A 6,744-nucleotide genomic window follows, 5' to 3' on the forward strand; every position below is an offset into this window, starting at 1 on the left:
GAACGGTCGACTCGAGCACCTCCGCGGCCTTGCCCTGGGGTTCCGCACCCTCAGCAACTACATCGCCCGAGCACTCCTCGAGGCCGGCGGATTCAGACCCCGACTACACCCTGCTTTGTGAAGAGCCCGTGAACCTGCTGCCCTACGACGCCGCGTGGATCGGGTCGGCCGTGCTGTTGCTGCTGATCGGCGTGCTTCTGCTGGGGCGCACCCGCCTGGCCCACACCACCAGCTGAGTACCGCGCATGGATCATGCGTCCTCGCACTGGCCGGGGCCACGATCGGCTACGCCGCAGCCCTGTGGCCGGTGCACCGGACCGTGGTCTGGTACGCCGGGTTGGTGTGCGCCGCGGCCGGGCTGACCGGTCCGGTCGCCACGGCCGCATACACCAGCTTCACCGCATACATGGCCGGGCACTTGCTGCTCGGGATGCTCGCCCCCCTGCTGCTCGTCCTGGGCGCCCCGGTCACTCTGGCCCTGCGGGCCGTGCCGGTGGCCCATGCCCGGTCTCTGACCCACCTCTTGCGGACCCCGGTCGTGCGAGCGATCACCTACCCAGCGGTCGCAGGCGTGCTCAACGCCGGGGGCGGGGCGTAAGAAGTGGTGCCAGGAGATCGGGCTCCTGGGGTCAACCGGGCGGTGCCTCGAGTGCGCCTTGTCGCGTGCGCAGATAGATCCCCACGCTCACGGCGAAGACCCAGGCCGCAAAGACCATGGTCACCCACAGGCTGAGGTTGACGACGAGCAGCAGCACGGCGGCCAGAGCGTAGGTCAGTACCCCCATCCAGCGCGGCATCAACCCGGTCCGGAGCCAGATGGTGCCCAGCGAGATCATGCACACCCCGGCCATCCGAAGCGCGTAGACGTTGCTGACCTCGAGCATGATCGCCCGACCGAACGCGACGGTGTCGGCGTCGTACTGCTGCGCCTGCCCCTCCTGCACGCGGGCGAGCAGGGCGCCGGCGATCGCCATGGAGACAAAGACCATCGCCAGGAAGACCAGCGCGCTTCCCAGGAACACGGTGGAGAAGAACCGGTCCTCGAGCTCACCGAAGTGGTCTCGCACGACACCGACGAACCACAGGAACGCGATACCCGCGAGCAGGGCAAGGGTCAAGCGCCCACCGAAGCCGACGGGCGCCGCTCTCGGCCCATTGGCTGTCCCCGAAGAGGTCCTCGGAAAGACCGACCGCAACAGTCCCAGGGAGACGGCGAAGAGCACCGCGAAAAACCACCCCCGCCAGTGCGGCTGCGCGAGGCGTGGACAGGCGTCGCACCATGCCAGCGTCCCTGACCTGCGGAGAGTCCATACGCCCACCGTAGTGGTGGCCGCGCCCCGCGGGTGCTCACAGTGCCATCGTCGACGTCGTGGCTAGCGCGGTGGCGTCCCGTGGGTCCCGACGATCGACCCTTCCAACATTCCACCTACCGGGTCATCCGCCGGCGCTGTCACCGAGCCTCTCGGCCTCGAACTCTTCCATCGGCGGGCTCAGGTGCGCTTGACCGGTGCCGGGCATCATCTCGAAGCCCAAGTCGAAGTGCACCATGGACGCTGCCAGGTGTCCGAGCACCCCGGCGTCGCCATCGAGCTGTGCCCGCCCGTGTGCGACGAGCTGCTGGAGGGTCTCGACCCCGGTCATGACCTGTTCCAGGTCGTCCCGGTCTACGGTCAAGGTCAGATCGGCTTCGTCGGCCTGGAATCCCGCCACGTTGGTCAACGTCGAGTTGCTCAACTCGACGACGAACTGTTCGCCGTTGTCGGGGGTGACCACGTTGATGATGAACTCGTGCCCCGCTGCCGCGGCGCTGTCCAAACGGATCCCCAGGAAGTCGAGGAACTGGCCGGTGGTCAACGCCCGGATCATGTCCGGTCCAGAACTCTTCGGTGCGGCACCCTGGGGGATACCCGAGCGTAGCTCGAGCGCTGCGGCGAGGAAGCTGTTCCGGACGCTGGGACTCTCCTGCTGGTAGCCAAGCTGTTCGAAGGCGTCTGCCAGCAGCTGCTTGCCATCGGTGTTGCCCGGCTCGGCGTAGACGAGTTTGTTCAGGATCTCGGTGGCCAAGAGGTAGTCCCCGGCGTCCAGGAGGTCACGGGCCTTGGCCAGGATCGGTTCTGCCCCTCCCATCAGGTCCACGTAGAGCGGTGCGGAGTCCTCTGGCGAGAGCGGGATGAGGGTGGTGGGGTTGCCGTCCCAGTAGCCGAGGTAGCGATTCACCACCGCGCGGGAATTGTGAGCCACGGAGCCGTGGTAGCTGCGGGCGGGCCACTGCTGCTGCAGGCTGCCCGGGACGTGGTACCGGTTGTGGATCTGGTTGATGGTGACGCCCTGGTTGGCCAGGTGCAGCACCCCGTTGTTCAGGTGGGCGTAGGTGTCGCGCTGAACGCGCAGCACCTCCTGGATCCGCTCATTGCCCCACCGCGGCCACGAGTGCGACGCGAGCATCACCTCGGCCTCGCGGCCGAACAGGTAGAGCGCGCGGTTGATCTGCCGCGACCACTCCAGGGCGTCTCGGATCAGAGCCCCGCGCAGTGTGTAGATGTTGTGGATCGTCGCCACGATGTTCTCGGCTGCCCAGAAGGCCTTCAGGTCCGGGAACCAGGTGTTCATCTCCGCCGGTGCCTCCGTGCCGGGAGTGTTTTGAAACACCATCCGCACGCCATCGACGACCATTTCCTCGATGTCGTCCTTGATGACCCGGGTCGGTGCGATCAGCCCGATCGCTCCCGAGGCCACGCCCTTGCCGATCGCCTGGTCCACGTGCCCGAACGGGCTGCGATCGAGCAGGGCCCCGTACTGGTAGAACGCCCGACGGTTCATCGCATTGCCGGCGTAGACGTTCTCAGCGACCGCATGATCCATGAATCCGACCGGGGCGATCACCTCTACTCGGCCGGCGCGCACGTCGGCCTCGTCCACCACTCCGCGCACCCCACCGAAGTGGTCCACGTGGGAGTGCGAGTACACCACCGCCACCACCGGCCGCTGGCCGAGGTGCTCGCCGACCAGCGCCAACGCGGCAGCCGCGGTCTCCTGGCAGGTCAGCGGGTCGAACAGGATCCATCCGGAGTCGGATGAGATGAAGGTGATGTTGGCCAGGTCGAATCCGCGGACCTGGTAGATCTTGCCGGGCAGCACCTCGAACAGGCCGTACCCCATGTTCAGGGTCGCCTGACGCTGCAGGGACGGGTGGATGCTGTCGTGCCGCTGGTCGTCCAGGAGGAAGTCGTAGGCTCCGATGTCCCAGGCGACGTGCCCGGCCTCTGCCTTGATCTGCCGATAGTCCGGTGCTGCCAGGAAGCCTCGTCGCGCCTCTTCGAAGTCCCGCACGTCACTGAACGGCAACGACTCACGCAAACGGCCCTGGAGCTCCCGGGTCACATCAGAAGGTTGCTTCCCCAGGGGGTGGAAGTGTCCGTGTTCGCGCATGACTACTCCTCAGGAAGCACCGCGGACCCCGGGGGTTCGACGCCCACTTCTTGTCACGCTAGCACTGCCGGGAAGGCGCCCCGGGGGTAAGTGTGTGGTACGCGTCACCGGCCCCCGGGACCACGTCGGGACATGAGCAGGATCACGTCGCATGGCGAACATCGCGACAGCCAGGTCGACCCGCCCGTCTCTATCCGTGCTCCGTCGAAGATCGACCCCTGGGCCACGCGGCATCAGCGGGACGGCGATGCTCCGGACCTGGGGAGAGCTCGTCGAGCGCGTCGCCGAGGTGTGGCGGCGCCTACCCCGACCCTCCGCGGTGACTCTGCTCATCGGAGCTGTCGGGATCCCGAGGTTCTTTCCGACGCGTCGCCTCGACGTGTCGTCCGCCAGGGTTTCCTGACCCTCACCTGCTGCGACGTCATCTGGGGTCGGCCCAGGTGGGCGGGAGGTCCGGTCCACCCTCCTGGGTGACACGTTCACCCATCCGGACGTACGCCGGCCTGCTGCTCGACTCCGGTGTCATCTCGCGACCGGAGTCCGACCGGCTCAAGGAGAAGGCCCTCGTCTGACGGGAGCCGCGGAGCCCACCGAGAAGCGGACCAGCTGCGGCGGCGACGGCTCCGGTAGGCCCGAGGGAGGAAGCTCCCCGCCCCCGACGGTGCGTGGCCATGCCATAGGCACGTGGTCGCTTCGACTTGCGGAAGTCTTCGGGATCCCCCGTCGGGCGGGTGGGGTGTCGTGAACCCGAAGCCGGTCACCGGTCTGCACCGCAGACTGTCCCGAGGGTCGCTTTCCAGAGCGCCTTACTGATGTCGGAGGTCTCCTCGTCCCGGAAGAGGTCGGTCACGATGGAGAACAAGACCATCATGTGGGCCACCAGGGCAAAGCTGATGAAGAAGAGCCGCAGGGCATCCCAGAAGGACATCTAGAGTTTCTTCGTCGGTGCGCGGTGTCGATGCTCCATGTGTCGGGTCACGGAGCCGGCCACGCCTCACCCGAACCGGGTGAACCGCGCCCACCACCCTCCGGCGAGACTGGGTCGGTCTGCTAGTCCTCATCGTCGTCCCAGGGCCTTCCGACGGCGCGGCCGGATGAAAGGACAACCGATGTCACACACGATGCCGCCGAGAGAGCTGCCCCTGCTTTTCGCCCACACGACCGCTGTGCTCTTCCTCCTCACGGTCGGGTACTACCTGCTGCCTCTCCGCTCGCCCACCCAACCGGAGTCCGTCGCCCGCCTCACCGTGTCGGTGCTGGCGCTCATCACCGTGCTCTTTCTCCTCCGCTCGCAGGCGAGCAGGTCCCGGCACTCACTGTCCTCGGCGATGCACCGCATCCAGTGGCTGCTGACCGCCCTGTACGTCCTGGTGCTCAGCTTCGCCCTGGTGTACGCCACGGTGGCGGAGCTGGCGGTGGGTCAGTTCTTCGGCATAGAGAACCGCACCGACGCCCTGTACTTCTCCGTCACACTCGTGTCCACGGTCGGCTTCGGTGACGTCCATGCGGTCGGGACCCTGGCCCGCCTCCTCGTCACGGTGCACATGCTCTTCAACCTGATCTATCTGGGCACCGCCCTCCGTCTGCTGGGTTCGACTCCCCCGGCCGGCAAGGGACAGGGATGATCTCGGTCCAGCGCGCCTCAGTCGAGGGGCTGGAGGAGCGGCCTCCACACGGTCGCGCGGGAGAAGAGCAGGGTGATCACCACCAGCATGACGGGGACAAAGCCACCGAGGCTGACCGCGTCGCCGGAGACGAGGTCGATCAGTTCCAGCACCGCCGGCTTGCTCCGCGCCGCCACGCCCCACAGCGTGGCACCGGCCACGGCCTTGCCGCTGCGGGTCCTCGCTGAGCGGAACAGGGCAAGGGCCGCGGCCTTGAGAGCTACTGCCGCAGGGTGCCTGCAGCATTAATGCGTGCGTGATCGCCGTCCGAGGCCCCTCCTGGGTGTCCGCCCAGGCGGCGGGCACTACTGCTTGAGGGTGAAGATGACCTCTACCGAAAGCTCGAAGGTGATGGCCAGTCGCATGGCCAGCGGGAGGCTGGGGTCGAAGCGACCGGTCTCGATGGCGTTGATCGTCTGGCGGGAGACGCCCACTTCATCGGCCAGTCGGCCTTGGCTCCAGCCGCGGGACTCCCTCAGGCCCCGAAGGCCGTTGACCGTCTCAACCACCCATCGCTCGCAGAGCCAGGCGGTAGCGGATCCAGAAGGCTGCGACCGCGAGCGTCGTGAAGGCCATCGCCGTCAGGGCCGCGATCGTGTCCGCGACGACCGTGAGGACGAGGAAGAGGGCCGCCCCGAGGATGACGGCGTCAACGTAGACCTGGCTGCGGGCGTGCTGCGCGGCACGGGACTCCACGCTGTCTGAGGAGCTCTCACCCGAGGCGTCCCGGCGCCCCCGCATCGTGACGTTGAGTGCTAAAGCAAGCGGCCGCATCACCAGGAACGTCCCGAGAAGTCCCAGCGGGTCCTGGAACGGGTGGTCAGCCTCGGCACTCCCCCACCCCTGCAGTGCCAGGCCTCCATAGAGCGGCATCTGCTGCCAGTGTTTGGAGACACACCCATGGATGAGATCACCATCGGGATGGTCCGGACGTGGTTTCGGGCCTACGGCACACGGACACCGACAGCTCGCGCGCACGCTTACCAGGTCCTTGCCAGCATCATGCGCCAAGCCGAGGAGGACGACGTGATCACCAGGACGCCATGCCGTATCCGCTCCGGTGGTCGAGCCCCAGTGAAGCGCGAACCAGAGGTGCTGACCTTGGCCGAGTTGCTGGCGCTCGCTGATGCAATGCCCAAGAAGCACCGCGCACTCACGCTGCTTTGCGGGCTGTGGGGACTGCTGCACGGGTAGGTGACAGGTTGGGTCAGGCCGCCTGAGGGGCGGCTGTGGCCATGGTGGCCTCGTACTCGATGGGCGTCAACCGGCCGAGTCGGTCCTGGCGCCGGCGCCGGTGGTAGGTCCGCTCGAGCCAGGTGACGATGTGGATGCGAAGGTCCTGCCGGGTGGTCCACCGGCGTGAGGTGTTTCAGCGATAATGTCCGCTTTGGGCGGGTGGATCAGACCACATCCGGGTCTTCTGGATTGGGTTGATTCTTCCTCTGGTCTCGGTGGTAGGCAAGTCTTTGTCGGGCGGCCTGGGCAAGGCCCTGCCGGCGGGCTGCTCGGATCGCCTCGCCGCGACCGGTGTGCTCGTCCAGGGGCGTGACGTAGCCGATGCCGGAGTGCAGCCGGGAGGCGTTGTACTCGGTGCGGACATCGTCGAGCTCGGCGCGCAGGAGCGCGGGGTCGGTGATCGCGTTCAGGTGGG

Annotated in this window: 10 protein-coding genes and 1 pseudogene; 3 read left to right on the forward strand and 8 right to left on the reverse strand. The window is 67.2% G+C overall.

The features are described 5' to 3' along the window. The first annotated feature begins 307 nt into the window (after positions 1 to 307). Positions 308 to 598, forward strand: a complete 291-nt coding sequence (locus ACI3ET_RS16125) for a cytochrome c oxidase assembly protein (RefSeq protein ID WP_405034092.1) — start codon at positions 308 to 310, stop codon at positions 596 to 598. Between the two features lie 31 nt (positions 599 to 629). On the opposite strand, the gene ACI3ET_RS16130 is transcribed toward ACI3ET_RS16125, so the two are convergent. The 3 genes from ACI3ET_RS16130 to ACI3ET_RS16140 all read right to left on the reverse strand — a co-directional run bounded on the left by ACI3ET_RS16130 (position 630) and on the right by ACI3ET_RS16140 (position 4,357). Continuing rightward, complete coding sequence (locus ACI3ET_RS16130) at positions 630 to 1,118, reverse strand: hypothetical protein (RefSeq protein WP_405034093.1); 489 nt, start codon at positions 1,116 to 1,118, stop codon at positions 630 to 632. 316 nt (positions 1,119 to 1,434) lie between these two features. Further along, a complete protein-coding gene (locus ACI3ET_RS16135; protein WP_405034094.1) occupies positions 1,435 to 3,429 on the reverse strand; it encodes an alkyl/aryl-sulfatase in 1,995 nt (664 codons plus the stop codon). Positions 3,430 to 4,186: 757 nt separating this feature from the next. Then, positions 4,187 to 4,357: a hypothetical protein gene (locus ACI3ET_RS16140; protein WP_405034095.1), complete on the reverse strand. Its 171-nt coding sequence runs from the start codon at positions 4,355 to 4,357 to the stop codon at positions 4,187 to 4,189. 181 nt (positions 4,358 to 4,538) lie between these two features. On the opposite strand from ACI3ET_RS16140, the gene ACI3ET_RS16145 reads away from it, so the two are divergent. Then, the gene (locus ACI3ET_RS16145) at positions 4,539 to 5,054 is read left to right on the forward strand and encodes a potassium channel family protein (RefSeq protein ID WP_405034096.1); all 516 of its coding nucleotides are present in this window, start codon (positions 4,539 to 4,541) and stop codon (positions 5,052 to 5,054) included. A gap of 17 nt (positions 5,055 to 5,071) precedes the next feature. On the opposite strand, the gene ACI3ET_RS16150 is transcribed toward ACI3ET_RS16145, so the two are convergent. From ACI3ET_RS16150 to ACI3ET_RS16160, 3 genes are all read right to left on the reverse strand, one after another. Then, the gene (locus tag ACI3ET_RS16150; RefSeq protein ID WP_405034097.1) at positions 5,072 to 5,254 is read right to left on the reverse strand and encodes a hypothetical protein; all 183 of its coding nucleotides are present in this window, start codon (positions 5,252 to 5,254) and stop codon (positions 5,072 to 5,074) included. A gap of 144 nt (positions 5,255 to 5,398) precedes the next feature. Continuing rightward, positions 5,399 to 5,602: a helix-turn-helix transcriptional regulator gene (locus ACI3ET_RS16155; protein ID WP_405034098.1), complete on the reverse strand. Its 204-nt coding sequence runs from the start codon at positions 5,600 to 5,602 to the stop codon at positions 5,399 to 5,401. Further along, a complete protein-coding gene (locus ACI3ET_RS16160; protein WP_405034099.1) occupies positions 5,595 to 5,966 on the reverse strand; it encodes a hypothetical protein in 372 nt (123 codons plus the stop codon). Before ACI3ET_RS16160 ends, ACI3ET_RS16155 begins: the two co-directional genes overlap by 8 nt. A 27-nt stretch (positions 5,967 to 5,993) precedes the next feature. Here ACI3ET_RS16160 and ACI3ET_RS16165 point away from each other — a divergent pair, with 27 nt between their 5' ends. Continuing rightward, entirely contained in the window at positions 5,994 to 6,287 is a 294-nt protein-coding gene (locus ACI3ET_RS16165) for a hypothetical protein (RefSeq protein ID WP_405034100.1), read from the forward strand. 13 nt (positions 6,288 to 6,300) lie between these two features. Here ACI3ET_RS16165 and ACI3ET_RS16170 read toward each other — a convergent pair. Together ACI3ET_RS16170 and ACI3ET_RS16175 are read right to left on the reverse strand one after the other, a co-directional pair. Beyond that, a pseudogene (locus tag ACI3ET_RS16170) lies at positions 6,301 to 6,453 on the reverse strand (IS3 family transposase); the annotation flags it as partial. A 40-nt stretch (positions 6,454 to 6,493) separates the two neighbouring features. Continuing rightward, positions 6,494 to 6,744: integrase core domain-containing protein (locus ACI3ET_RS16175; protein ID WP_405033945.1), on the reverse strand; the 251-nt coding region annotated here is incomplete at its 5' end.

Source organism: Ornithinimicrobium jinqii (genome assembly GCF_045032595.1).
In the GTDB taxonomy this organism is placed as follows: domain Bacteria; phylum Actinomycetota; class Actinomycetes; order Actinomycetales; family Dermatophilaceae; genus Ornithinicoccus.